The 24,728-nt window shown below is 34.6% G+C and carries 31 protein-coding genes; 23 read left to right on the top strand and 8 right to left on the bottom strand.

The window, feature by feature from the left end; translation table 11 throughout:
• Window position 1: 1 nt before the first annotated feature.
• Window positions 2–1,261 carry a class I SAM-dependent methyltransferase gene (locus tag V7097_RS17720; RefSeq protein WP_335704960.1) on the bottom strand — a complete coding sequence of 420 codons (1,260 nt, stop codon included), beginning with the start codon at window positions 1,259–1,261 and terminating at the stop codon, window positions 2–4.
• A gap of 297 nt (window positions 1,262–1,558) precedes the next feature.
• Between V7097_RS17720 and V7097_RS17715 the strand changes: the two genes are divergently transcribed.
• The 12 genes from V7097_RS17715 (at window position 1,559) to V7097_RS17655 (ending at window position 12,785) form a co-directional block, all read left to right on the top strand.
• A complete protein-coding gene (locus V7097_RS17715; RefSeq protein ID WP_335704959.1) occupies window positions 1,559–2,209 on the top strand; it encodes an HAD family hydrolase in 651 nt (216 codons plus the stop codon).
• A 444-nt stretch (window positions 2,210–2,653) separates the two neighbouring features.
• Complete coding sequence (locus V7097_RS17710) at window positions 2,654–5,440, top strand: M14 family metallopeptidase (protein WP_335705025.1); 2,787 nt, start codon at window positions 2,654–2,656, stop codon at window positions 5,438–5,440.
• 192 nt (window positions 5,441–5,632) lie between these two features.
• The gene (locus V7097_RS17705; RefSeq protein ID WP_335704958.1) at window positions 5,633–6,049 is read left to right on the top strand and encodes a VOC family protein; all 417 of its coding nucleotides are present in this window, start codon (window positions 5,633–5,635) and stop codon (window positions 6,047–6,049) included.
• Between the two features lie 485 nt (window positions 6,050–6,534).
• Window positions 6,535–6,948 (top strand): GNAT family N-acetyltransferase, encoded by a 414-nt coding sequence (locus V7097_RS17700; protein ID WP_335705024.1) that lies wholly within the window; start codon window positions 6,535–6,537, stop codon window positions 6,946–6,948.
• A gap of 584 nt (window positions 6,949–7,532) precedes the next feature.
• Window positions 7,533–7,970, top strand: coding sequence for an NUDIX hydrolase (locus V7097_RS17695; RefSeq protein WP_335704957.1), 438 nt, complete (start codon window positions 7,533–7,535; stop codon window positions 7,968–7,970).
• 131 nt (window positions 7,971–8,101) lie between these two features.
• Window positions 8,102–8,323 carry a cyclase gene (locus V7097_RS17690; RefSeq protein WP_335704956.1) on the top strand — a complete coding sequence of 74 codons (222 nt, stop codon included), beginning with the start codon at window positions 8,102–8,104 and terminating at the stop codon, window positions 8,321–8,323.
• A gap of 178 nt (window positions 8,324–8,501) precedes the next feature.
• The gene (locus tag V7097_RS17685) at window positions 8,502–8,981 is read left to right on the top strand and encodes a hypothetical protein (RefSeq protein WP_335704955.1); all 480 of its coding nucleotides are present in this window, start codon (window positions 8,502–8,504) and stop codon (window positions 8,979–8,981) included.
• A 137-nt stretch (window positions 8,982–9,118) separates the two neighbouring features.
• Window positions 9,119–9,826, top strand: coding sequence for a class I SAM-dependent methyltransferase (locus V7097_RS17680; protein WP_335704954.1), 708 nt, complete (start codon window positions 9,119–9,121; stop codon window positions 9,824–9,826).
• Window positions 9,827–9,845: 19 nt separating this feature from the next.
• The gene (locus tag V7097_RS17675; RefSeq protein ID WP_335704953.1) at window positions 9,846–10,307 is read left to right on the top strand and encodes a GNAT family N-acetyltransferase; all 462 of its coding nucleotides are present in this window, start codon (window positions 9,846–9,848) and stop codon (window positions 10,305–10,307) included.
• Window positions 10,308–10,467: 160 nt separating this feature from the next.
• Complete coding sequence (locus V7097_RS17670) at window positions 10,468–11,283, top strand: lipid II flippase Amj family protein (protein WP_335704952.1); 816 nt, start codon at window positions 10,468–10,470, stop codon at window positions 11,281–11,283.
• Window positions 11,284–12,013: 730 nt separating this feature from the next.
• Complete coding sequence (locus tag V7097_RS17660) at window positions 12,014–12,400, top strand: GNAT family N-acetyltransferase (protein ID WP_438824250.1); 387 nt, start codon at window positions 12,014–12,016, stop codon at window positions 12,398–12,400.
• Between the two features lie 241 nt (window positions 12,401–12,641).
• A complete protein-coding gene (locus tag V7097_RS17655) occupies window positions 12,642–12,785 on the top strand; it encodes a hypothetical protein (RefSeq protein WP_335704949.1) in 144 nt (47 codons plus the stop codon).
• A gap of 558 nt (window positions 12,786–13,343) precedes the next feature.
• Here V7097_RS17655 and V7097_RS17650 read toward each other — a convergent pair.
• Complete coding sequence (locus V7097_RS17650) at window positions 13,344–13,598, bottom strand: WGxxGxxG family protein (RefSeq protein WP_335704948.1); 255 nt, start codon at window positions 13,596–13,598, stop codon at window positions 13,344–13,346.
• Between the two features lie 546 nt (window positions 13,599–14,144).
• Between V7097_RS17650 and V7097_RS17645 the strand changes: the two genes are divergently transcribed.
• On the top strand, window positions 14,145–14,384 hold the full coding sequence (locus tag V7097_RS17645) for a hypothetical protein (RefSeq protein WP_335704947.1): 240 nt from the start codon (window positions 14,145–14,147) through the stop codon (window positions 14,382–14,384).
• A gap of 252 nt (window positions 14,385–14,636) precedes the next feature.
• On the opposite strand, the gene V7097_RS17640 is transcribed toward V7097_RS17645, so the two are convergent.
• Window positions 14,637–15,026, bottom strand: a complete 390-nt coding sequence (locus V7097_RS17640; RefSeq protein ID WP_335704946.1) for a hypothetical protein — start codon at window positions 15,024–15,026, stop codon at window positions 14,637–14,639.
• A 496-nt stretch (window positions 15,027–15,522) separates the two neighbouring features.
• On the opposite strand from V7097_RS17640, the gene V7097_RS17635 reads away from it, so the two are divergent.
• Entirely contained in the window at window positions 15,523–15,918 is a 396-nt protein-coding gene (locus tag V7097_RS17635; RefSeq protein WP_335705023.1) for a DUF5412 family protein, read from the top strand.
• A 167-nt stretch (window positions 15,919–16,085) separates the two neighbouring features.
• Entirely contained in the window at window positions 16,086–16,484 is a 399-nt protein-coding gene (locus V7097_RS17630; protein WP_335704945.1) for a cytidine deaminase, read from the top strand.
• A gap of 76 nt (window positions 16,485–16,560) precedes the next feature.
• On the opposite strand, the gene V7097_RS17625 is transcribed toward V7097_RS17630, so the two are convergent.
• Window positions 16,561–17,142 carry a CBO0543 family protein gene (locus tag V7097_RS17625; protein WP_335704944.1) on the bottom strand — a complete coding sequence of 194 codons (582 nt, stop codon included), beginning with the start codon at window positions 17,140–17,142 and terminating at the stop codon, window positions 16,561–16,563.
• A gap of 214 nt (window positions 17,143–17,356) precedes the next feature.
• Here V7097_RS17625 and V7097_RS17620 point away from each other — a divergent pair, with 214 nt between their 5' ends.
• The gene (locus tag V7097_RS17620) at window positions 17,357–17,629 is read left to right on the top strand and encodes a DUF2277 domain-containing protein (protein WP_335704943.1); all 273 of its coding nucleotides are present in this window, start codon (window positions 17,357–17,359) and stop codon (window positions 17,627–17,629) included.
• A gap of 54 nt (window positions 17,630–17,683) precedes the next feature.
• Here the strand turns inward: V7097_RS17620 and V7097_RS17615 are convergent, their stop codons facing one another.
• A complete protein-coding gene (locus V7097_RS17615; protein WP_438824249.1) occupies window positions 17,684–18,280 on the bottom strand; it encodes a hypothetical protein in 597 nt (198 codons plus the stop codon).
• A gap of 278 nt (window positions 18,281–18,558) precedes the next feature.
• On the opposite strand from V7097_RS17615, the gene V7097_RS17610 reads away from it, so the two are divergent.
• The 6 genes from V7097_RS17610 to V7097_RS17585 all read left to right on the top strand — a co-directional run bounded on the left by V7097_RS17610 (window position 18,559) and on the right by V7097_RS17585 (window position 22,329).
• Window positions 18,559–19,002, top strand: a complete 444-nt coding sequence (locus V7097_RS17610; RefSeq protein ID WP_335704941.1) for a VOC family protein — start codon at window positions 18,559–18,561, stop codon at window positions 19,000–19,002.
• A 21-nt stretch (window positions 19,003–19,023) separates the two neighbouring features.
• The gene (locus V7097_RS17605; RefSeq protein WP_335705022.1) at window positions 19,024–19,776 is read left to right on the top strand and encodes a GNAT family N-acetyltransferase; all 753 of its coding nucleotides are present in this window, start codon (window positions 19,024–19,026) and stop codon (window positions 19,774–19,776) included.
• Window positions 19,777–19,780: 4 nt separating this feature from the next.
• Complete coding sequence (locus V7097_RS17600) at window positions 19,781–20,512, top strand: peptidase E (protein ID WP_335704940.1); 732 nt, start codon at window positions 19,781–19,783, stop codon at window positions 20,510–20,512.
• On the top strand, window positions 20,505–21,302 hold the full coding sequence (locus V7097_RS17595; RefSeq protein WP_335704939.1) for an aminoglycoside adenylyltransferase domain-containing protein: 798 nt from the start codon (window positions 20,505–20,507) through the stop codon (window positions 21,300–21,302). The genes V7097_RS17600 and V7097_RS17595 overlap by 8 nt, the downstream gene beginning before the upstream one ends.
• Window positions 21,303–21,401: 99 nt before the next feature.
• Window positions 21,402–21,779 (top strand): VOC family protein, encoded by a 378-nt coding sequence (locus V7097_RS17590; RefSeq protein WP_335704938.1) that lies wholly within the window; start codon window positions 21,402–21,404, stop codon window positions 21,777–21,779.
• 205 nt (window positions 21,780–21,984) lie between these two features.
• Window positions 21,985–22,329, top strand: a complete 345-nt coding sequence (locus V7097_RS17585) for an MmcQ/YjbR family DNA-binding protein (protein ID WP_335704937.1) — start codon at window positions 21,985–21,987, stop codon at window positions 22,327–22,329.
• Window positions 22,330–22,600: 271 nt separating this feature from the next.
• On the opposite strand, the gene V7097_RS17580 is transcribed toward V7097_RS17585, so the two are convergent.
• The 3 genes from V7097_RS17580 to V7097_RS17570 form a co-directional block, all read right to left on the bottom strand.
• The gene (locus V7097_RS17580; protein WP_335704936.1) at window positions 22,601–22,912 is read right to left on the bottom strand and encodes a hypothetical protein; all 312 of its coding nucleotides are present in this window, start codon (window positions 22,910–22,912) and stop codon (window positions 22,601–22,603) included.
• A 249-nt stretch (window positions 22,913–23,161) separates the two neighbouring features.
• Window positions 23,162–23,668: a GNAT family N-acetyltransferase gene (locus tag V7097_RS17575; RefSeq protein ID WP_438824248.1), complete on the bottom strand. Its 507-nt coding sequence runs from the start codon at window positions 23,666–23,668 to the stop codon at window positions 23,162–23,164.
• A 52-nt stretch (window positions 23,669–23,720) separates the two neighbouring features.
• A complete protein-coding gene (locus tag V7097_RS17570; RefSeq protein WP_335704935.1) occupies window positions 23,721–24,095 on the bottom strand; it encodes a VOC family protein in 375 nt (124 codons plus the stop codon).
• A gap of 178 nt (window positions 24,096–24,273) precedes the next feature.
• Between V7097_RS17570 and V7097_RS17565 the strand changes: the two genes are divergently transcribed.
• Window positions 24,274–24,720: a GyrI-like domain-containing protein gene (locus V7097_RS17565; protein ID WP_335704934.1), complete on the top strand. Its 447-nt coding sequence runs from the start codon at window positions 24,274–24,276 to the stop codon at window positions 24,718–24,720.
• Window positions 24,721–24,728: the final 8 nt, after the last annotated feature.

Here is a 24,728-nt window from a genome sequence, read left to right as displayed (position 1 = left end):
ATCAGTTTTTTCTTGTTAATACTAGTCCTTGGGTGGTGTGGATCCCGTTCACATTGTCGCCAATTCCATAGTGAGAATAGTTCAACTCAGGGGGAATGATAGATTGAATCCAGCTTTTAAATTCCTGTTCATTCATTTCCCAATGATGGTCATTATGACGTAACTCGATATTGTAAAATTGGTTAAAATCACGATTTGGTGTCGTAATAATCAACTTATTACAATTCACATGATGAATAATTTTTAAAATCAATTCTTCAGCAGATTTTTCATCCATATGCTCGATTACCTCTGTTAAGAGAACGTCGGCTAATTCCTTTGTGTCTTTTTCTAGAAAATGATCAATAGATTCGTAAAGAACAATATTTGAAATGTCCTGGCGTTCTGCTTTTTGCGATACTTTTAACAGTGCATCCTCATCAATGTCGATCGAATGGACAAGATGGGGAGCAATTTTTTTACTAAAAGGTATGGTATAGGCACCCTCACCACAGCCGACATCAATGATAGGCAATTGAAACTCAAGCTGCTGAGTAATCCAATCTTTTCGTTGGAGAGCTGTATTTCCAAAGGCAAAATCAATTTTATGCCGTGATGTTTCTTCGATGAGTCCTTTGTATCGATGGAATATCTCTTTGTTCGTAAGCACGTTTCTGACAAACAAATAACGAATGAAAAAGGGTGCATCAATCGCATTAATGCTACGGATATATTTTTCAATGGTATCATTCGTTATGTCAAAATAAGTTCGGTTCATCAATGACAAAAACATAAATAAGGTATTGCTATAATTAAAGAGCTCATAGAGTGTTTTCTTTGTTTTAATGGTAATTCGATAGTTTTGATACGCAAGTTCCTCCCAAATTAATTCAAAATCCTTAAAATGTAATTCAAAAAAATGCAAATACCGAATCTGTTCGACTTGGACAAGATTCACCATTAGTTGGTGCTCATATCCTTCTATATCGTCATCATGGTGCTTTTTTGATGCTGTTGAAAATAAATTAGCCACGACGTTGAGAGGGAAAAGTGGTGTGTTATAACGAGATACATTTAAATACTCAAAATGCTCATCTTTATCCTTTGGATAGGAGACCTCATTTTCAGCATCCTTGAAATATACATTATATGTATTAGAATCGGAAAACCAACCTAAGATCTTTCCCTTGCGTACGGTTCTCAACACCATACCTGAGTTTGGATTTTTCCCTACGGCAAAAGAAAACCTTGGATTGGATGATCGTATCTGAAAAACCGCCATTGTAGACACCTCCTAAAATGAATGCTATTTGTGTAAAATTTCGATTAATGTTTTTATTATCCTTCTTACTTTATTAATTTTTAATGTTTTTCCATATCACTAATATCACCAATAATGAAGTAAAGGAAACTTAAACGTAGGGAGCAATACCCTAAGAAGGATTTTTATTTATTTTTGTTGAAGATTCAGAAAGCGGGTTTATTTTTTTAAAACGCTGTAGTTTACTAGAAGAAGGAATATTGGCTTGTGTTAATAAATATTATTTCTATACAATATTTTAAAAAAGGGTGTGTAGTTATGAAAGCGATTATTTTTGATTTTGATGGTACTCTTGCTGATACTTTGCCAGTTTGTTTCTATGCGTTTCAAGCTGTTTTTAAGGAATTTGATAACACCGAAGTTACGCCAGATGAAATAAAGGCAATGTTCGGTCCGTCTGAGACTGGAATCATCAGAGAAAATCTTAACGACTCAAATCATGATAAAGCTATTGAATTATATTATGAAAAATATAGTGAAAAGCATCAAGACCTTGTTCTAGAGAATAAGGAGATTAACGATTTACTTCTACTGTTAAAAAGAGAAGGCTATAAATTGGGGATCGTAACAGGAAAAGCAAGCAGAAGTCTACTTATCTCATTAGATTGCCTTAATATGAACGACATATTTGATGTGATCATTACTGGAGATGATGTTACGATACCCAAACCTCATCCAGAGGGGATAAACAAGGCATTAGCACAGCTTAACATAAAAAATACGGATGCTATTTTTTTAGGAGATAGTGACGCTGACATTCTTGCTGGTAAACAAGCTAACGTACATACAATCGGAGTACAGTGGTTGCCAAATTATCAGACATTAGAATTTAGTGTTCAACCAGACCAAAAGTTAAGTAAGGTAAATGAATTCATACGTGCATTTGAAAATTTAAGGTATGAACAGTAGTAACGGATGTAATTTTTTTAGCCTTATTCAAGTAACGGATGCGGTAATCCAAGTCAACCAAATATAGCGTTTGCTTCCTTTTAAAGAAGGAAGCAAGCCCAATAATAACAGGGATGAACCCAACAGATTGATAAATAGCAAAAACTTCCGCAACGAATTTTCAATACCCAAATCAAATTGGGGTAATTGAGCAATACACCATTTTCATAAAGTGTTAAGACTTCGAAAAGTCCTCACTTGTTCCTTGCTTCATAATTTGTTGATGTTTTTCCCCCTACCCTTTCCACCGGTACTCACAATTTGTCGAAAGATACTAGATGTTTTTCCTATAATTCGGCAATAATTTTCCGAATATTCTGTTACATTAAACTAGTAATCTATTAAAAAATACATAGAAAGGATGATTCTATGAAAAAACATTTTTCAGGTTTGATCGCATTGCTCATGATGCTGTCTATTTTTGCCCAAACTGCGTTTCCAGTCTCGGCAGTTGAAGCATCGGAAGACTTCAAATTAGTAAATTTGGAAACAAGCAGAAATCTATTTTCCATGACGGAGGTTCGAACGGTCGACGTTCAAGCTGATTTTGGCGAGAATGTCGATCTATCGAAAATACAATGGCAATTTGGCGGAAAAAGCATTTCTGAGTGGAAAAAGTGGACAAGCGGTAACAATTATAATGGTGCCCCTGTTATTACTGTTAAAGAAGCGCCGCATTTTGTCGATGGAACCACAACAGTCAAGGCAACGTTAGAGTTTGGATTACTGTTTAACCGAGAAAATCTAACATCTATTCGAACCCTTTATCAACCGTTTATTGGCGACTATGAATTGGCACTAGTGAATCCGGAAAATAAGACAAAGGCAGCAACAACTGTCACATGGAATGTTTACGACCAATTCCTTTTTTACGATCAGTTAAAGCCTGCAATCGATCAAATTATTTCCAAAGCAAAGGCTGACCCGAACAATCATCGCTACCTCGAATATCAAAGCCTTGGCAAGACCGTGAAGGGGCGTGATCTCCATTTTGTGATATTAGCAAAAGATAAGAATGCGGTCGATAAGTATTTAAACCAAACACTGCCAACGGCTTTAGAAAATCCGGAAAGTTTACTCGAGAAATTACAAAACGGTACGATAGGCGATTACCAGGTTCCAATTTGGATGAACAATATCCATCCAGATGAAGCAGAAGGTGTCGATGTATCTAAAGAATTACTCGAGAAATTTGCACTTGATGAAGAGGTCACATTTACAACTGGCAAGGGAGCCAATGAAAAATCTGTCACACTGGATGTTGACAAGGTTTTAGATGATGTCATCTTCCTTTATATGTTTACTAACAATCCTGATGGTAGGGTGGCAAATACAAGGGCAAACGCCAATGGCTTTGACTTGAACCGGGACAACCATTATCAAACTCAGGTAGAAACACAGCAGGTTACGCAGGTAATCGCCAAGTGGTCGCCGCTTTCTTTCATTGATCAGCATGGGTATGTTAACGGGTTTTTAATCGAGCCAACAACGCCGCCGCACAACCCCAACTATGAATATGACCTGCTTTATCATACTATGATTGACCAAGCCAATGCGATGGGACAAGCAGGGATTGGTAATTCAAAACTGACTTCTTATTTTATTCCCGCGGAAACATGGGCTGATGGCTGGGATGATGCGACACCGGCTTATACTCCGATGTATGCAATGCTTCACGGTTCATTGGGGCATACAATTGAAGTTCCTGAGTTAGGTCAGAACGGCTATCGTGCCATGGAGGGAGCAGGGCTCGGTGCTGCCAATTATGTTTATGAAAACAAAGATGAATTATTTAAAAATCAGCTGGAGATCTTTGCCCGCGGCGTCAATGGTGAGGATAATCGCGCAGTCGATCCATATTTTATAAATGCCGAGGGTGAATCAATCGGCCGAGTAAGAGGAGAACACGCCAGTTATTTCCCGGACTACTATGTTATTCCGGCCGATGGGAAAGAACAAAAAAATAAGCATGAAGCCTATAAGATGGTCCAATATTTACTCCGCAATGGGGTAAAGGTGGAGCAAACCACAAAAAATATGAAGGTAAATGGGACAATGTATTTGAAAGGAACATTCATTGTTCCGATGAAGCAAGCGAAACGCGGTGTAGCGAATGCGATGCTCAGCAAAGGGGAAAATTCCTCAGACTGGGCGGCCATGTATGATCCTATTGTTACCAATTTCCCGGATTTGCGCGGCTTTGATGTTCATCCTATTCGTGTTCCTGATGCGTTTGCAAATAATACGTCAAGGGTTGATAATGTAACCCTGCCTACAGGTCAAATCGTTGGCAATACACCAAAGCAAGTGTTGGCTAATAGCAATAACGACACTATTAAACTTGTAAATGAATTGCTGAGACAAGGGGCAGTAGTAGAAAAAGCGACCGAAACAAAGGCAGGAATCAATCGAGGCGACTTTATTGTTAACACGAAAGACCTTCAGACTTATGGAAAAAATTATTATTTCGAAGCAAAAGCTGAAGGGACAACCAATCATATTAAAACAGAACAATTGCGGCTGCCAAAGGTTGCGGTAGCTGGTTCTAACCAATTGAATTTTTCAATAAGAGAGCTTGGTTTTAACTTGGTGCCTCAAGCAGAAGCAGACGTTATCATTAGCGATAGTTCAGGATTTAACCCTATTGACATAAAAGGAAAAACTTATGTTGGGATTGGCTATTCGGCTTTAAACGCTGTCAAGAGGAGTGGAGCTCTCCCTGGATTCGATGTAACCCGAACAGCTGGCGGACATGAAGGACTGTTTAAAGCGGTCGTTAATGACCATAGCCTGACTTCCGGCTATAAGAAAGATGAACTGCTCTATTCAACGCAGGGCACATGGATTACCTCCTTACCGGAAGATGTGGAAGTATTGGCAACCTTTAGTGATGCTGATGATTTCTATGTATCCGGATGGTGGCCAAGGCACGAAAGAGCGCAGGGGCAAACCCTCGCCCTTACGAAAAATTTTGAAGACTCAACGATCACATTATTCGCAAATGATCTTGCCTTTAGAGGCCATACTCAATACAGCTATCGACTTATCGCCAATAGCATTTATACTTCTGTTGGCTCTGAAGTTATGAAGAAAGGCAAAGGCATTGGAAAATTGAAAGGTAAGGAAGTCAAGGCTGAGGATAATAAGATAGAGAAATCCTTCTATGAAATGGGCCGTGACCGTGAAAATTAATGGTTAGTAGTTAAGGATAAAACAAGAGGTTCCCGATTTATTTTTTCGGGAACCTCTTGTTCTAAATAGATACAATGAGGGATACTAAAAAAGTTTGATGGAATTTATATGGGTTTCTGGGGCATCGGAAAGAAAAATTGAGAGAAAGTGACATGGCTTTCTCACCAGTAATTTTCATAGGAGGCAATAAAAATGGGATTCACATCCAAAAATATCTTTATCAATTTATCTGTAAAAGACGTGAACAAGTCCACCAATTTTTTCAAGGAGCTTGGTTTTGAGTTCAACCCACAATTCTCCGATGAGACCACATCTTGTATGATTATCAGTGAGAATATCTTTGCTATGATAATGATTGAGGAACGATTCAAAGGATTTAGTAAGAAGGAAATTGTGGATACTACTACTTCTGCCGAAGCAATTCTTTGCTTTTCAGCTGAAAGTAGCGATCAAGTAGATGAGATAATAAATAAGGCATTGTCATCTGGTGGTAAATCTTTTAGTGAGCCCCAAGATCATGGGTTTATGTATATAAGGGGATTTCAGGATTTAGACGGTCATTTATGGGAAGTTGCTTATATCGATGAAAGTGCAATTAATCAAGAATAAACTTTAAGGTTTAAAGTCATCAAGTATAATATTCTAAGGGATGATGCCTTAAAATGTATCATCTTTTTATTTATCTTTTATCAGATAGAAATATGTGAAGTAACGAGTTAAAGTTAAATGGGCTGGACTTGAATAAGATTTAGGCAAGGATCTTCAACAAACGGCGCTTACTTAAATTATGAAGGCGTCTTTTTTTAATCAAACATATTCTTAAGCAACACATTTAAATTGAAGTTAGGTTATGGTGTAGAAGTGTAGAAGAGATTGTGAAGGATTCTACTAAAACTATCAGGTGCATTACTGGAACAAAGGAAATTCTTTTTTTCTTCAAAAAAAGAATAGTTGTGTTGAATAAAAGGATTCTTGGATACTAAGTCGAATATCTTATATGAAGCATATATGTTTGGAGGTTGCTGATTTGTTACTTTACTTTTGATATATCATCTGCCTAATAATAAAAATTTAATTTAGGAGTTGATTAAATGATGATATACAAAAATTGTCTTAATGACATTTCGTCTGATATGTTGAAAGGTTTTTTTGTGGATTGGCCCAATCCTCCAAGTCCACAAACTCACTTAAAACTGTTAAAAAACAGCAGTAAAGTAGTCATTGCGTTAGACGAAAATACTAATCAAGTAGTTGGATTTATAACTGCAATCAGCGATGGAGTTCTATCTGCCTACATTCCGTTCCTTGAAGTTTTGCCAGCGTATAAAAATAAAGGAATTGGCAAGGAACTAGTAAATCGAATGTTAAAAGAACTTGATGATATTTATATGATTGATTTGTGTTGTGATGATGACTTAGTTCCTTATTATGAGAAGTTAGGGATGCTAAAATCAAATGGAATGCTTGTAAGAAATTACGAAATGCAATCGGGTATTTCAAACAAATAAATACCAAGCTTTTCTCTGCTAAATGATTTACTAATTTCATAAAAATCGCTTGTTTTTTAATCTTCTCTACATTATCTGAATTACTAAAGCTGCTTCGGTGGCTTTTTTTTATTGAAATAACCATCAGCCCTTTTAAATCATCTATGCGACGGAGATTACTATGGTAAATAGTTCACCCAATTGGTTCGATTTTGTAGCATTAGTGTCTATTATATTATGTTTTTATTTTACTTTAACTTTCTTTCAATCTTTAAAAACTGATGATGAGAGAGTGATCAAACAATCAAAATATGCGGCAGTTATTTGTTTAGCAGTTGCTTTAATCATAATTTTCGATTTAGTGAATTAAAAATAAGGCTATATTTGTAAAGATTGTTGTTTTTGAAAAATTAACTTTTTGATATGATAAATATATGGAAAATAAAGGGGGCTGGTATTAAGATGTTTGAGGCTTTAGGCAACTTTTTCGGCGCAATTGCAACCGCTTTATTAGGGAAAAATAAAAAGAAAAAGTAATTGGGGACCTTTTGAGGTTCCTTTTTTATGCATTTTTAACATTTCAATTTAATGTGGAGGGATATTGATTGAAAAAGGGTGTAATCAGACCTATCGTTATTTGTATATTTAAGAAAAATAGTTCCATCCTTGTAGCTGTGGGGTATGACTCCGTAAAAAAGGAATATTATTATCGGCCAATTGGGGGAGGAATTGAATTTGGGGAATCAAGTTCAACAGCTTTAATTAGAGAGATCCAAGAAGAAATAAAGGCAGACATAACTGACATAAAATTGTTAGGAACAGTTGAAAACATATTTACGTACAACGGTGATACTGGGCATGAATTGGTTATCGTATACGATGCTACATTTGTTAATAAATCCTTCTATCAGGCTGATTTCTTTGAAGGCGTAGAGGATGATGGATCAAAATTTATGATATTTTGGAAGCCTTTAAGCGATTTTCAAAATGGAAAGTTACGACTTGTTCCAGAAAGTTTATTAGGACTTATTCAAGAGCGATAACTTAGAGGAGAAACTCCTATTGTCTAATGAAGGCTCTTTTTTACAAGTTTCTGTTATGATTAATGTTATTGTTTCATTCAACAAGAATATATATAATATCGACCCAAAACGAATATGAGGTGGCTATAAAAATGGATAAAAGAGTCCAATTTGACTTTGAAATTGAGTTTACTAATGGCGGTGGATTGCAGGGACAGGATTTTCGTCTTGATATCGATGGAGATAACATTTCTGATGAAGAGTTAGCGAAGTATATTGTAGATGATATGAGGTTACTCATGGTTGGGGAAGTCCGGATATTCAACAAAAAATTAATCAATGAAAAACATAAACGAAAATCTGTTGATAAGTAATAACCTAAAGCCAAATATAACGAAAATCAATTATTAATTAAGCTGCCAAATAAGGGGGCTTTTTCTTATTTAACTTTCGAGGGATTTTGTTAAACAGCAGGTAGGAGTTTATATAACAAATATTGAAATTAGTATGTAATGTAATAGGTCATTATTAATAGTTCGCTGGGGGTAAGCATTGAAAAAAATAATTGGATTTATATTAACTTTTTATCTGTTAGCGAGTGTGTTGTATTTATCAGGTAGGTATTTTTATATCTCAAAAATCTATACTGAACCCTTTGACATAGTAGGAGAACTGGTAAATGAAGCTAAAAATGATAAAAGTAAGAGTGTACACTTAATTGGTGAAGAGGAATGGGAAGGGATTTCGGAAAATTCCACCTTCAGTAAAATTAGACAACCTATTAGCTGGGAATCATTTAAAGAATATGTGCAAAATTGTGAAGCACCAGCATACTCACTTTCAGTAGACGAGGGTAAAGCCAGTTATGATGTGATGAGGAAGTATTACAAAGATAAACATCGAACAATCGATGTTGTTTGCTTTGAGTACAATAAAGAGAACGGTCAGCAAATGGGCTTAAAAGATATTAATCTATTAGTAGAAAACATCCAAGGTTCTTGGAAAGTTGTAGGGAAACCAACCAATAAATAATGTCGAATATCAATATACTTTGTGAAAAGTCTACTTAAACAGTTGCGATCGTTAAACAAAACGATCGGTAATATGGCCATCTAAATATCAAATTTATTTTTCGATTATCATGTCATTGTCAAAGAGGGGGATGTACGATGGAGAATGCAATTCTAAGCTATGATGATTTATTAGAAATGTTGGATGATTTTTTGCGGGAGCCAAAGGGGTTTTGGGAGGGTTTTTATGAGGATAGAACGAAGGATATTCCATTTTTTAAAATAACAGGACCGGATGAAAATTTAGTAGAGTATTTTAATAAAGGACTTGCTCCTAAAAGAGTTTTGGAGTTAGGATGTGGTCCTGGAAGAAATGCTATTTATATGGCTAAGAAGGGCTGCGAAATAGATGCTTTAGATATTGCTGAGAATGCAATTGCGTGGGCAAAGGAAAGAGCGAATTCAGAAGGGGTAGATATTAATTTTCATTGTATTTCTCTATTTGACTTTGCATTCGAGCAACATTCTTATGATTTTATTTATGATTGTGGACTTTTTCATCATTTAGCACCTCATCGAAGGTTAACATACATTGAAATATTAAAAAGGGCTTTAAAGCCAGATGGACAATTTGCTATTGTTTGTTTTAACACAGATGGAGCATTAGCGACATCCGATTGGGATGTTTATAAAGAAAAAAGCCTTAAAAGAGGAATAGGCTACACTGAGGATAGATTAAAAGAGGTATTTGAAAAGGATTTTAAAATCAAGGAATTTAGGAAAATGAAAAAGATTATCCAACCAGATGACGTATTTGGAGAAGATTTTCTATGGACAAGTTTAATGCAGACTAATAATTCAATTTAGCTGGGAAAGGAATCAATCGATGAATATAAGACTTGCTGACGCAAAAGACATTACACAATTAATCAGAATGAGATGGGATTTTACAATTGAGTTTGATGAAAGTAAAAAAAATGCATCATTCGCTGATTTTGAAAAGGAATGCCAACTATTTTTAGAGAAAGCACTTATTAACGATCAATGGTTTATTTGGGTTGCAGAGGAAGATGGAAAAATAACCTCTCATATATACATAGAATTAATACAAAAAGTTCCACGCCCAGGTAGAACAACATATCCATTTGCCTATATGACTAACGTATATACCGTTCCAGAATATAGGAATACGGGAATTGGAAGTAAGGTCCTAAGCACAATCAATGAATGGGTTAAAGAAAACAATTTTGAATTTGTCATCGTTTGGCCAAGTGAGGATTCTATTAATTATTACAAGAAAAATGGATACGTTATTTGTACGGAGCCGATGGAATATTTCCCTACTTAAAAGGACCTGCTTCAAAAATACCAAGATAAATAGGGTATAGTTTTTGTACTTTTATAGAGAGACTTCATAAAACGAATTCGAAGCGCGATGCCTAATCGTTTTGGTAGTATGTTATGGTGAGATTAGGGTATTGAATTCATGCAAAAAAGAAGGTAACTAAATGGAGTTTTTAACTGAAAAACTATTATATATAGCTTTGTTTATTTTTATCATTCATTCGATTGAAACACTAGCTTATGCTGTGAGGTTATCAGGTGCAAGAGTTAAAATGATAGCTTCGGCTTTATCACTCTTTAACATCATGGTCATTGTTTCAAGACTAGCGAATATGATGCAACAACCTTTCACTGGTAGTCTAATAGACACTGCTCCTAAGGAAAACGCCCTGGAGTTTGTAGAAACTCAATTTCGAATTCTCATTGGTGCATCAACAGTTGGAACAGTATTTGGGATTATTCTACTCCCTACATTTATAGCGTTATTTTCAAGAGCGATCATCCATTTATCAGAGGAAAAAGGCTCTGTCCCTTCCTTAATAAAAAGGATCTTTTCTTTACATTACATAAAGCGCGGAATAACACATTTTAGTCTACCTAAGTTTTCTTACCTAAGGGATACAAGAGTTAAGGATATTCCAATAAATCTATTTTGTGTAAATATGATAATTACAGCAATTTATACAATTGGTGTTTTATCTGCATTATATGCAGCTTTATTAGCACCAGAAAGAGCTTCTACGGCTATTATGGCATCAGGATTAATAAACGGGATCGCAACCATCCTTTTGGTTATTTTTATTGATCCAAAAATATCTGTAATAGCAGATGATGTTGTTAATCAAAGAGGGAGTTACAATAAGCTAAAAAGCATGTCATTAATGATGGTAACTTCAAGATTATTAGGTACAATACTTGCCCAATTTTTGTTCATCTGGGGAGCAAAATATATAGCTTGGTTTACAAAATTCATTGTGTAAATTTTAAACAAGGGGTGCGATTCTTCTAGAAGGAAAGATACCCCTTTTTGTTGAAGTTACCTAATATAGACGGAGGGAATAATGTGAATATCTCTAAGAATATGAATTTAATTGAAATAAAACAGAAGAGTTCTATATAAATATATAATTAATGAGAGGAGATGATTTTTTGGTTAGTCTATTGGAAAACCTATTCCAAGTAACGGCAATAATACTACTCCTATGTTCATTCTATTATTATAGACATTTTAAGAAAATCAAAAGAGAAAGAAAGTTAACCATATTTGAACTTTCGATTTATATCATAACTCAAGTTGCCATTTATCTTTGTGCAGGTAGTTATTTACTTTTGTTTTTGGATAGGAATTTTGGATAGAAATTATTAAACAAACGGATAGCGGCTCTTCAAGAGGAGAATCGTTTTTTTCTATTGAAATAGTAACGAAGCAGGAAAATTGAGCAAGAAAGCTGTTTTGCTACTCGACTTTGTTCAACAAACGAATCGGGATACTTAAAGAAGAAATCATTTATAATATGGATCGTATTACAAATAAAGTTCTAAGGAGGGTGCGTTGATCCAGAAGGATTAATGCACTTTTTTATTGAAGTTATTTAATGGTCAATTTGATTATCCGTGGTGGTTGAAATTTCCCAAGGAGGTATTGTAGTGAACCAACAAAAATTTTTTATAGCTCAGTATAATCCTACATTTGCTGAACAGACAGTGGAAATGTGGCGAGATAGTAAGGAACGAGCTATTGGTCAGAAAGAGATTCATAGCTTTGAAAATCATGTTTATTTTTTAAATAATATTCTACCTGAGCAATTTCAAATAGAATTGGCGCTAATTGATGACAAAGTAGTTGGCATGATTGCTTATAATGAAAGGGAGATAAGTCAACTTTATATCCATAAAGATTATCAAGGAATCGGTATAGGACAAACATTACTTGACAAGGTAAAAAAACAATCGAGTGGGAGATTAACATTATTTACATTTGAAGTAAATGAAAACGCACAACGATTTTATGAAAAGAATGGATTTGAAATCATTGGAAGAGGACACGAAAATGAAGAAAATATACCTGATATTCAATATGAATGGATTTCCAAATAAATAATGTAAATGGGGACTATAGGTATACACGAGGTATGAGGATAGCCTTCCAAACTGCAGTTTATTAAAAGAACAAGTCCATCTAATAGTAACTTTACAGGCACAAAGTTTGAATACTGGACTTAAACGTATTAGTGAAATAGATAGTGCAACAAAAAAGTTTCTCATTCGTTCGTTTCCGATGTCACAAATCAGCGTCTTACCTTGTTATATGTATGAAACGTAAACAAGGAGCTGAGGAATGATGAAATACTTGACTTGCATAATAATCGGAGGAGGCCATGCAGGGATTGGGGCGCTCAAAGCAATAAAAGAAATGACTAAACATATGGCGAATGGACAGCGGATTCGGTTTGTTCTGTTAGATAAACAGCCCGGTCATTAGATTTGTTTGGGAATTATTAGCTCTATTCATTTTCGGATTATGGGGGGTTCAATATGGAAAAATACTTGGGGCTATTGGAATACCCTTAGTGGTGGTGGTTATTTGAGCTATGTTGGGTTCACCAGGTGCACCTTATAAACTTCTGGGATTTTATGGTGTTATTTTGGAGTTATTTTTATTTTTAGCAGCAAGCTACACACTGTATAAACTAGGACATACACAACTAGCCTTAACATATTGCGTTGTAGCCCTAGGAACATCTACACTTATTCATTATATGAATATATAGCATAACAATAAAAGATAGTCAAAAAAGTAATTTAATTAACTAAAGAATAAGCGATAAGAATGCTTATCTCTTCTTTAACTATAGGGTTGCTTTACTTTAACAGGTGTAAAGCCTTTTTCTTATTCAAGTAATAAAGCAGGATAGTCTTTAGAATAGGAGGAGAAAGGAAGAAGTTTAATGAATAATGGAAGAAAAGGATCCCATAGAGACCCTATTCTTGAGGGTTTGATATCAATAATAGCTCAATTAAACATCAAAATAGTGTTGGATTATCTGTTATTTCCTTGGTTGTTATCTTTCCTTCTTAATCCTAAAAGACCAGCCAAACCAAGTAACCCAATCCAGCCCCAATCCATATCGTCGTCGTCATTATCGACGTTAGCAACGTCATTACCATTTTGTGCAAAATCAGTGACTTTGCTACCAGCGTGGTTGTTTAATTCTGAGGCATGAACAGTTGACATGCCTAGCAGCATTGCAGTAACCAATAGGGTGCAATATGAAAATAGAATTTTTTTAGACATAGTTTCCCTCCTTTCATAATTATTAACTTTAATGTTTGTAGTTGCATGGATAATTATTCAAGAGGAATTTATAAAGTTAAAAGGTAACAGGGTAATTGATAAAATTTTATTGAGATGAAACAACCCTTCTAGGCCAAGCATGCGGCAATGGTTGAAGGTAAACTAGTTTGTAGGGAATGCAGGAAGAAGGATAAGGGACAAATGACTTAATTTGAAAAAATTGGTTGTCTGCTTATATTTGTTACTATAATTTCGGGTTGTTCTAATAAAAATGTTAACAGCCCACCCTCTAATAATGAGGAACTTATAGAAAAACAAAAAACGGAAATTGCTTGTTGCGGAGATAAGGTAAATTCCTCTGATTTCAAAGAAGTAGAGCGTTTAGAAAAAGAAACCCAAATTCTAAAAGATGAAGCCAAGGAGAAAGAAAAAAGTTAGAAGAAATGCGTGATATTGAAAAACTATACAAGTACCAAGTAACTGAAGCACCATCTATTAACATGGATACCTCTATATTCTTTTATGATTTACAGAATGAGGACTTGAATGAACTTTCCAATAATGATCTTCGATTTGAAAAAAAAAGGTGGGATATATGCTATAACGCCAGGGTATGAGAGGAAAATTACTTACAACAATGACAATCAAACTTTAGAAAGATGGTTTTTCGAATCGGTATCGTTCGAACAAAATGGTAATGGAGCTGAAGTAACAGTTCGTCCACTTTATGTTGATGAGAAAGGTGAATCTGTTAAGGAAGATGATACTTTAAACTGTACTAAGTAAAGATAAAGGAAAATTGATACCTGCAGGATATATCCTTGTAAATATAAATTATATACTAATTTTATTGTCTCCATCTCTAATACACCATCCACTTCTTGAGGTACTAAATAGTAACGAGCAGGTATCAAAAATAAACGTTGGAGATTTAAACATGGACAATTTAGTTATATCCACTGAAGAGCAATACTTCAGTGAACGTTGCTCTTATTCATTCTCGCATCCGTTCCTTTAAGTACAACTATTCACATATCATCATTTATTTCTTAAATTAAAACTTTCGCTTTTGTCATCCCATTCCATTTCAATAACTAACTCATCTTCTGCCTGGGTAGAAAGGCTATTTTCACTTAATAGATTATTTTTAAATATGCCCTCCTCGTTAAATTCAGCATTCCTCTGATTGTAATCTATTACACCATTTCGGGATTTAATATTGTAATGAAAAGTTTCAAATTCTTCTAGGTTATCCCCTTTATAATTAAGCTCAATTTGATAAGTTTCTTTACCTTCATCTTGATTAACGGTAAGTTCTGCTGACCAGTCATTTCCTTCACCTATAAATGTTAATCCATTATCTTTTGCTTGGCACGCAAACAATGATAGGGTAACAAAAAAAAATATCGGTAATAAAAATTTCTTCATAAAATAATACCCCTTATACAAATTTATTACAGCACTTGTTTTTACATTAACCTGCACAAATAAACATAATATTTTTTATTATAAGAAAAATAGATATGAGTTACCATCGATTCTTCTTACAATAAACTTTTCTATCTTACATTTTTGTCACATTAAAGATAAAATGTAGCTTCTCAACCAATATTGTAACGGAGCAAGCTAAATGAGGAAGGAAAATTAATGATGTAGAAAGAAATAATTAATTAATGAATAACTCCAATGAGGTGAAACCATAATGTACATTTAGTTTAATATCTCATCTAGCAGATTAGTGAAATTAACGAGGGGATGACATCATTTTATATTTATTTGGTTTAGTTATTTTTATTATTACTGGTGTGTTGTTTTTGATTTTATGTGTGCAGGTACTGATTACCTTTATTAAAAAGAGATCTTTCCCTAAAAAAATGTTGGTCGCGACTATGTCTGGAGTTATTCTAGTTTCTACAATTTATTTATATCAAATTATTTTTTTGCATTTAATGCTATCGATAGAGAATATACTCAACCAGGACCTGGACCAGTACCATCACCCACAGAAAAGTATACCGCTAATGCTTATTATGAACCATATGGTGGTGCCGCTGGAGGAGTTAATGTCTGGGTTGAAATTACATACAATGATGAGGAAAATAAAGTCAAAACTGTTTATTATAGTGATGCAAAGAGTAATTTTTCTATAGAATGGACGGATGAAGATACACTCTACATCCTAAATGATGAACCTGAGTATCCAAATTCAAATAGAAGTATTGAATTAGCAATTGATAAAGAGATTTATCATGAAAGTGGATTAGCTTGTAAAAGTTGGTTAATGATAGACAAGTATGAGAAATGCTATCAATCAAAATAAAATTATGATTACTACTAATTTTTAAGATACAATATAAAAAATAATCATCGAGATTAATCGTTATTGACAAAGATTTCAATAAACTATATTATGAAAATCCTGCCAATCGAACGGTTGGCGTAAACGGGACTTGAAAAGTTCATTCTTCTTTGAAAGGGATGGATAAAATGAATAAAGAACAATTAGTGGAAAGTGCACGTTTGATGAAGGATAAAGCCTATATACCCTATTCGAAATTTCCAGTAGGAGCAGCAATACTACTAAAAGATGGTACAGTTATTAATGGCGTAAACGTGGAAAATGTTTCATTAGGTGCGACAAATTGTGCTGAGAGAACAGCCGTATTCACTGCAATTGCACAAGGATACAGAAAAGGGGACTTTCAAGCTATAGCTGTAGCGGGTGATACGGTAGATTATCTTCCACCTTGTAGTATCTGCAGACAGGTATTAGCAGAATTTTGTTTACCTGAAATGCCAGTTTATTTAACAAATGAGAAGAAAGAAATACTAGAATTGAAATTAAAGGAATTATTACCCTATGCTTTCACAGATTTAGATATGTAAAGATAACACTAATATAGTTATTAAAAAAGAGGGTAAGTTTTGATGAATAATTTCTCAAAACTTTCCCCTTTGGTTTTCACGAACGTTGTTTAACTTTCTCAGTTTCTTTCATTTTAAGAAATATTGTTGTTATAACCCATGCAATGATCGATATTCCAATAAAGCAAAAAAATCGGTGTACGTGGGTAATACCTGGATAGAGTTTAAACAAATTCATCCTTATAAACAATGGTTCTACTAGGAACGAAAAAATGATTGATGCTAATAATGCCAATATAAAGTAATTTTTATTCTTATTTAAACTCCATTGATAAATAAACATGAAAGTTACTGGAACAAGGCTTGTATCATAAGCTATGCTTGGTGCAGCAGGAATCATTGGAATGGGATAATTCCAAAATGCCCTATTCACCCCGAATAAATTGATCATACTTCCTATAAAATTAATACTATAGCCAAAAAATCCAATCAATAAAATATTACTTCTATCTATTTTAAAATACAAAATTATTAGAGGGACTAGAAATATTGCAACAATTAACCAAAATTCAAAGCTATAAAATACAAAGTACTCCTTCCATGCATCTATAAAAGTTTGTGTGGATTCCTCTCTTAATTTTACTGCTTTCTCAAACTGCTCAAGATGCGATGTATTCATTTATCTCACCCGCTTCTACTATATTTCAACTTTCTCCCACTATGTTTTGTTATTGTTAACTAGTTATTCGAACTTACTATAAAATAGGCATTAAGTACTAAGGTGGGTGTATCAATAAATAGTGCGTTAGTTAAGCGAGGAATGTTGTGGTAATATCAAATTATTAGACACAAAAACTTGTTGAAATCCTGATGATGATAAAAAGGAGTAAATTATGTGTAGAAACATTAGAACGTTATACAATTTCGATCCACCAGCTACCGATGAAGAGATTCATGCAGCATCATTACAGTACGTCAAAAAGATAACAGGTTTTAATAAGCCCTCAAAGATTAACGAAGAGGCATTTAATCAAGCAATCAATGAAATCGCTTTGGTTACTAGAAATTTATTGAACGCATTGGAAACTAGTGCGGAGCCACGTAATCGAGAGGTAGAAGCTGAGCGTGCGCGCATTCAATCAGCTAAAAGATTTGGACCAAAATAATTATAAGATTTTCCCCCATAAGAAAACCCTCCTGCTTTTAAGGAGGGAATACTTTTAAAACATATTCGGAAACTGTCTCACAATGGCTTCAGAAATCATATCTGCCATCTCCCGTGCTTCCTTTTCAATCTTGTCATACACGTCAATATCCTTCTGATACTGCTTATTTATCATGAAGACTGCTTCCTGTTTGGTTAAAGCTAAGTGTTCATAGAACATTTTTCGGAAAGCCTCTTCAGGGAAAGAAGGATTCACACCACTTAAAAACTTCACAATCTCATCCGCGTTTTTATACCACTTCTTTTCAGCAGTCATGGCTGCTTTTTGATCACCTGCTACGGATGCTTTGACAAGTTCTGCAGCAAGCAACAGATGTTGCTTAATTAAGTTGCTAAAAGTGGTCGCGGACGCGTCACCATAAAATCGACGAATTATATTCCCCATTTCGGGTGCGTTTCTAAGAAGCCTTTTAAGGACAAAGTCTGTGTTAGGTAGTTTAAAAACGAGGCTAATAATCGCCATCCTTGTCCACTCCACATGCTCCTCCCAAAGGCTGCGCATATCGTTTCGAAAATCCAACTCAGCGTGACTAATACAACGATCCTTTTTTAATTGGGAATTTGGGATTTTAATAAATTCTCCAACCCGCAGGTAATAGGGGTAAACCTCTGGATTTGCAGCGAAAATTTCTTCAACTGTTGTTTTATATGCTTGCGCCAATCGCCAAAGATTATCCCCAGGTTGAATGGAATGTGTGTAAAAACGATTCAATTTTTGACACTCCTTTTGAATAAAACAGTTATGTTTACTAGGATATTCAAATTGATCCGAGTGGGTGAATGTCCTAAAAAATTAGAAAAATAAAAAAGGTTATTGGATAAATTTGGAGAATTGAGTATACAAAGACTTTTTAGGGAGGAAAAAAAGGCATGAACAGATTAAACATCATTACACTTGGCACAAAGGACATTGTTAAGGCCCACGAGTTTTTCAAAAGGCTAGGATTTGATACTTCCATTAGAGGTTCCGAATCGAATCCCGCCATTATTTTTTTCAGAAATGAGGGTACTAGAATTGCACTTTATCCGCTCGAGGAATTGGCAATAGATATTAATGAGGAAAATCCCCCTAAGATTGGAACAGGTTTTCCTGGGATTACCCTCGCGTATAATGCAAAATCCATGGACGAAGTGGATGAAATTATAAAAAAGGCAGAGCAAGCGGGAGCAAAAATACAAAAAGCACCGAAAAAGACGGATTGGGGTGGCTATGGAGGTTATTTCACGGACCTTGACGGTTACTATTGGGAAGTGGCCTACGGCGAATCATGGGAATTCGATGAATCAAATATGCTAGTGATTGAGGATCAGTAGGTGGAAAATATCTTCTCAACAATGATCGAAATAAATGAAGAGAACATAGATAAAGCAGGTTGTTATTGCCTACGAAGTAAGCCAAATTCAACAGGTTACAAGAACAAAAACAACTGGTTAAAGGGAAGGCTCAACGAAGGTTTGAAGTATATAAAAATAATGGAAAACGACAAGCCAGCGGGTTTCATTGAATATACACCGATTGAGCATTCTTCAAGGGTAGTCTATGGTGAGAATTATCTAGTCATCCACTGCCTCTGGGTGCAGGTAACCGGAAAGGGCTTTGCTACAAAGTTAATTCAAAAATGTATTGAGTATGCGAGGGAACAGAACAAATCTGGTGTCATTGTGGTTACAAACCCAGGCACCTCATGGACACCTAGTAAGGACATTTTTATAAAAAATAAGTTCATTAAGGTTGATCAAGCCCCATATGGGTTCGAATTACTAATTCATAAGTTGGGGAATTCACCAGAACCCTATTTTCCGAATGATTGGGATGAACGATTACAAAGGTTTCACGAATTAACCATTCTCCGGACTCAACAGTGCCCATTTGTGGAGATTGCAACTGATAATGTAATCGAGGCAGCTGACAAATTGGGGATTAAAGCTGAGATAATTGACATCGAAACCAGAGATGAATTGCTGAAACTGTCACCAACCCCTTATGGAATCTATGGAGTAATCTACAAAAATAAATTAATTGCATTCCATAGATTGACCGTTCACTCCGCACTAAAAAGATTACGTATTTTACAAGAAAAGGAATGAAGAGATGAGACAGATCATTGCGATGGGTGGCGGGGGCTTTTCGATGGAACCCGATAATCTTTTATTGGATCAATACATTTTGTCTCAAGCTAACAAAGATTCGCCAAAAGTGTGTTTTGTTCCAACTGCCAGTGGGGACCAAACGAACTATATCGAGCGATTTTATAAGGCGTTTACAACACTTTCCTGTCATCCAACTCACTTATCCTTATTTGAACCCAATTTTAAGGATTTAGAAACATATATTTTGGAGCAGGATGTTATTTATGTAGGTGGTGGAAACACCAGAAATATGCTTCTTTTATGGAAAGAATGGGGATTAGATGCCGTCCTGAAAAAAGCGTATAAAAAAGGGATTATCCTTGCGGGTCTAAGTGCTGGATCGATATGTTGGTTCGAAGAGGGATTAACGGATCCGTTAAATGCACCATTATATAAACTGGAATGTTTAGGCTTGTTAAAGGGGAGTAATTGCCCTCATTATGATGGCGAGAATAAAAGAAGACCTTCCTATCACCAATTAATCCTGGAAGGAAAAATAACAGAAGGATACGCTGTTGATGATGGTGCGGCCCTTCACTTTGTAAATGAATCACTATCTAAATCGGTTAGCTCCAGACCAAATGCGAAATCATATTTTGTTAAAAAGGTGCATAATAAAATTGCGGAAGAGGAAATGAAGACCGATTACTTAGCCATACACCATGAGGAAAAAGAGGGAAGGCTTAATGGCTAATTGGGAAACTTGCTCATCTGAAATCAAGGATTTTGTTTTTCATCTTTTAATAGAATTTAAAGAAATTTTTAAAAAAGATTTCATCGGTTGTTATCTTCATGGTTCGTTAGCAATGGGTGGATTTAACCCGAACAGAAGTGATATTGATATTCTAATTGTGACGAGTAAATCAATGGATCTTGGAACGAAAAGGAGATTAGCACAATTATGCTTAACACACTCAAGTAAACCTTTTCCAATTGAAATCAGTTGTTTGAATGAGAATCAATTAAAAAATTGGAGCCATCCTTCTCCATTCGATTTTCATTATAGTGAATTTTGGAGAAAACATTATGAAAATGATCTGGCAAACGGGACATATCACTATTTAAACGAAAAGGTCAAAACTGATGCTGATTTAGCTGCCCACATAACCATAACTACTAATCGAGGAATTTGCATTGAAGGAAAACCAATTGGTGAAGTTTTTCCTTTGGTTCCAAGTTCGCATTATATATCTTCGATAATGGGAGATTTTGAGGATTGCTTAGTAAATATTGAGGAAGATCCTGTTTATTGTACCTTAAATATAATCAGAGTTTTTTGGTATTTAAATGAAGGTGTTATCTCTTCAAAGCTAGAGGCAGGTAACTGGGGATTAGCAGCATTGCCAAAAGAAATGGGTATTACGGTTAAAAAAGCAGTTGAGTGTTATGAGAAGGATAAAGAAACAGATATTTTTAACAAAGATGAACTCTTGTTGTATAAAAACTATATTTTGGATAAAGTTCAAAGGTTAATCAACCAATAGTATGATTTTTATTTTTATTGTTTGCACTTGATGTGTATACTTAAAAATAAGGTAATTTAATTGCTAGATAACAAAATTCGGAAAGGGAGTAGAAAGCGTATGTTTAGTCAAGTAGGTCAAATTATGTTGTATGTCAATAATCAAGATGAGGCTTTGAGTTTTTGGACAGAAAAATTTGGTTTTACGGTTGTTGCTGAAGAAGATAATGGTCAAATGAGATGGATTGAAATTGCTCCGAAAAATGGTGCAGAAACAAGCATCATTCTGCACAACAAGGAATTCGTTGAAAAAATGTCGCCTGGTTTAAATCTTGGCACACCTTCTTTAATGTTTTTCACGGAGAATCTCGATCAATTATACAGTGACTTAAAAGACAAAAACGTAACCGTTGGGGAAATTGTAAATATGCCTTCAGGTAAAGTATTTAACTTTGCTGATAATGAAGAAAATTACTTTGCAGTTACCGAGAAAAAATAAATTACATTTAAACGACTATCTTTTATGTAACGGGTTCGGTTTAAGAGTACAAAGCATAAGATAACAAACCTTAGAGCAGTCCAATTAGCATATAAATTGGATTGCTTATTTTTGTTGGTTTAAACACAATGATTAATTAAATAAAATGACTAATGAGGATTTAAAGAAAGGATTGCAAACATGAATGTTGAAGGGATGTGAAAAATTGAAAACGAGAAAAGAAGCGATTGAATACTGTTTGAAACTGGAAAAAACATATGAAGATTATCCATTTAATGATAAAAACTGGACATTAATGCGACATAAAGAAAACAAGAAAGTCTTTGCATGGATATTTAATAAAGAGGACCATATTTGGATTAACCTGAAGTGTGAACCCGATTGGTTGGATTTCTATCGCCAGAATTATCCTTCAATAGTTCCTGCTTTTCACCTAAATAAAGCTCATTGGAATTCCATTATTCTTGATGGTACTATTCCAGAGGGAATTATATTTGATCTGATCGGACGTAGCTATCATCTAACGAAGCAAAAATATAAGTCAGGGTAAATTCCATCTTCTATTAATAAATTAGTGAGAAAAAAAGGCCAAATCTAAACAGATAGCCCAAATAAGTGAGATTTTTTCTTGTTCAGTTTTTATCATGAAATTTGCTTATAGCAGCAGTTGCAACAGCTGCTGCGAAATCGCCAATTACACGTAAAACTCCAATAATAAATTCCATTGAATCAACTCCTTTAACTATAAGTTAAATCAGAAAGGATTAACGTTTTTTTGGTTGAAGTTATTAAGGTAACAAAGCAGTATTCTTGTAGGACTATTAAATAAATTTTCGGATAAAAAGGAAAATAACAAAGGATACAACGGCCAAAATAAATCTTACTATTCTACCATTCTTGTTTATCGCTGTTTCAATAAATAATACTGCCGCCAATATAAGCCATATCTTCTCAAGAAAAAACATCCCAATTAATGTGAAAACTGAAAATCCAAATATCGGAAGTATCATAATTAATGATAATATAAAAAGTGCACCTAAAAAGGATAGTCTTGTCTTAAGCGAATATCGTTTGTAATATGAGAATGCCAAGAAACAAATAACAATTAATAAGGAAATCCAATGAATAATCATCTATAATCCTCCACTTCAAATATAATTGATAGTAAAATTATATTTTTGTAATAACCAATAATTCAATAAAGTAGTCAATTTCAACATGATTCCTTAACAGAGCCATAAATTATACATATGTAAGCAGTTATTCAATTAATAAGTGGGGAGATCTAAGAGGATTAACCCATTGAGATATTGTTTAGGAATAACACAAAAGGAATATATTCCATTTGGACTATAAAGGTAGTTTTTCAAATATGCTAGTATTCACTTTTCATCAACTGCTAATACCCAGTCATTACATCGTATGAAATTACCAATGGGATATTCAAAATCACATTTACCAATAAGCGAGAAACCGAGCTTGTGACAAATTGCATTTGAAGCGGGGTTGGTGATTTTAGGGAAATCATGAATGAAACTATGCTTCTTTTCAGAATTAATAGTAGCTATGGCTTTGGCTGTTGCATTTGTCGCTATCCCTCTGCCTTGATACGCAGCTAAAACACTCCAACCAATCTCATAAACAGGTTCTCCTTGCCAAATCGTATCCCAATAGCCGACACTACCAACGGTTTCAAGATTTGGGAGCAAGAGAATCTTAAACATACGTCCAGTTCCTTTTTCCGAGATCTCACAGTACCTTTTATGACGAGCTAGGATTTTCTCCTCTGACTCTGGACCTCCAAAGTGTACAGTCATCTCAGGAGCATTTAGAAGATGAAGCAAATTAAGATCACCTTCACCCCAAGGTTCAATCCTTACTTCTGGCATATTTTTTTGTTCCAAAATGTCACTCACCCCTTGTTTTTACAAATATAGAAATTTATTTTTCCACTTCACTTATAAACGCATGTGTATTCCCTTCCGTATCTTTAAAGAAAGTCATCCAAGTTTCAGTTCTTTCCGTTTTTGCTACAATATGTGGTTCATCAATAAAGGATATTCCATCATCCGAAAATTTTTCATAGGTTTCATTTATATTTTCAACTTGAAAATATATAACAGAACTTGCCTGAGAGTACTCTTCTTTCTCAGGCAAACTTAGAAGAACTCTTGTTCCATTACAATCAAAAAATGCCATTGAATCTGTTGAAAAAAGTAGAGGTAGACCAAGCCCCATATAAAATGTCACTGCCCTGTTTACGTCTTTTACAGGCACCCCGATTTGATTTATCTTTTGGATGAAATTCGTTTTCATATATTCGCACTCCTTATATGTAATTTCTAAATAATGTTGATTACCACTATTACTTAATTATAAAATGAAAATATTAAAATAGTTAGTTTAATTGTGAAAATTCACTAATTTATGATTACATGAAGTAATTCACGTAAGCTAACGTGTTCTTTATATTTAAAAAATTGGAGGGATCATGATGGAATGTAACAAGGTTAAGAAACTTTTTAGGGTTGTCGGTATCAAAGGCAGTGGAGCTTTTGCTGATTTTGGAACTGAAGTCCCCAAACTTGCTCAACAAATGATGAATCGTATAGGCGAAATTGAACATTGTTCTGGTACTGAAATCGCTCTTTTCGATCCTAAAAGGGATGCAAACCATTTGGAAGGTTACTATTATGTAGGATTAATTGTTAATGAGCCTTTAACAGAAGTTCCATCAGGGATGGAGTATATCGAAGACCACCAGAATTATGTCATGGCTAGGGGAAACATTAATGATATTGGTAACCTACATAACCATTTATTACAGTGGTCAGTTGAACAAGGCTATACAAGAAATCTAGAATCTTACATTGTGGAAACCTATCATCCGATGGAGGGTGGCGGGGAAGAAGTGGAGATTTTTTTACCAATTCTAACTTAGCAATCTAT

Origin of the sequence: Bacillus sp. JJ1562 (genome assembly GCF_036962705.1) — a bacterium.
GTDB lineage: Bacteria > Bacillota > Bacilli > Bacillales > Bacillaceae_L > Ferdinandcohnia.
The sequence above is the reverse complement of the archived record's forward strand: the minus strand, read 5'-3'. Positions and strand labels throughout refer to the sequence as shown.